The organism is Actinomadura sp. NPDC049382 (genome assembly GCF_040677125.1).
Lineage (GTDB): Bacteria > Actinomycetota > Actinomycetes > Streptosporangiales > Streptosporangiaceae > Spirillospora > Spirillospora geliboluensis.
Genome location: NZ_JBFARO010000278.1, coordinates 1 through 1,110, shown reverse-complemented (window position 1 = coordinate 1,110; position 1,110 = coordinate 1). Strand labels below are relative to the sequence as shown.

At 75.1% G+C, this 1,110-nt stretch carries 2 protein-coding genes; both read right to left on the bottom strand.

Translation table 11 applies throughout. From position 1 onward, the window contains the following. Nucleotides 1–929 (bottom strand): CU044_5270 family protein (locus AB0K34_RS46650; RefSeq protein ID WP_364554980.1); only part of this gene is annotated, 929 nt, incomplete at its 3' end. Next, the coding region (locus tag AB0K34_RS46645; protein WP_364554978.1) for a sigma factor-like helix-turn-helix DNA-binding protein at nt 922–1,110 on the bottom strand (189 nt) is incomplete at its 5' end. The genes AB0K34_RS46650 and AB0K34_RS46645, both read right to left, overlap by 8 nt.

Genomic DNA, 1,110 nt, shown 5'->3' with positions numbered 1-1,110 from the left:
GCGGTCGTGGTTGCGGCGGGCAGGGTGTCGCCCGTCGCCGTGCCGCGCCAGCCGAGGAAGCGGTAGGTCTTGGCGTCGAAGATCAGCTCCTCGCGTTCGCCGGGCCGGGTGTCGAGGGTCACCGCGAGGCCCGGACGCCCGGCGGCGTCGGTCGTGCGGCCGGACAGGCGCGTGCCCCGGATCTGGCGGGCGACGGTGAACAGCGCCGCCTGCACCTTGGGCGGCGGCTGCGCGGAGGCCAGTGCCGTGAGGTTGACCCACACGGCCTGGTCCTCGGACAGTTCCGCTCGCTGCCCGGCGTCCACCCCCGCGGCCAGGGCACCGCGCAGCCGCGCCGGGTCGGTGGGCAGGTTCTGGTGCACGGCGTACGGCGCGTTCGGCGCGGTGGGCTCAGAGGCGCACGGCAGGAACCTTGCGCCCGTCCCGGCACGCGCGAGCTCCCATGCCCGGGCGGGCACCTTCCCACCCGGCAGCGGCACGAGCCCCAGCAGCGTGGTCCGCCGATACACCGGGACTGCGCCGTCCGCCCGCCGCCACTCCTGGTAGCGCACCTTCCGGAACCAGGAGCCCCCGCTGCCGGTCGAGAGCTCCAGCGCGACCGACTCCCGGTAGGCGAACTGGCCCGGACGCGGATCCGCGACCTGCCCGTCCCCGGCCGCCTGCGCGGCCCGGGTGAGCAGCTCGGCGGCGCTGGCCGGTGCCGAACCGGGACCGCTCCCGCCCGCCAGCACCAGGGTGCCCGCGGTCACCGCCGCGACCAGTCCGCCCGCCGCCGCCGCCCGGACTCCCCACGCCCGCCGCCGTCTGTGCGCACCAAGACCCCCCAGCCGCGTCTCCCGCAGAAACCGCTGGCGGACGGCGGCCAGCCTGGCGGGGCCGGGCTCGGCGGCCTCGCTCCACAACTCCTGTACCTCACGCAGGTCACTCATCACCGATGTCCTCATTCCGATCATGGACGCAGGTCGGATTCACTCCGCCGAACTCCTGCCTCACCTTTTTCCGGGCCCGGTTCAGCCGGGACCGCACCGTCCCCACCGGAAGCCCCAGCGCGTCGGCGACCTGCTCATAGGACAGATCAGCCCACGCCACCAGCAGCAGCACCTCCCGGTC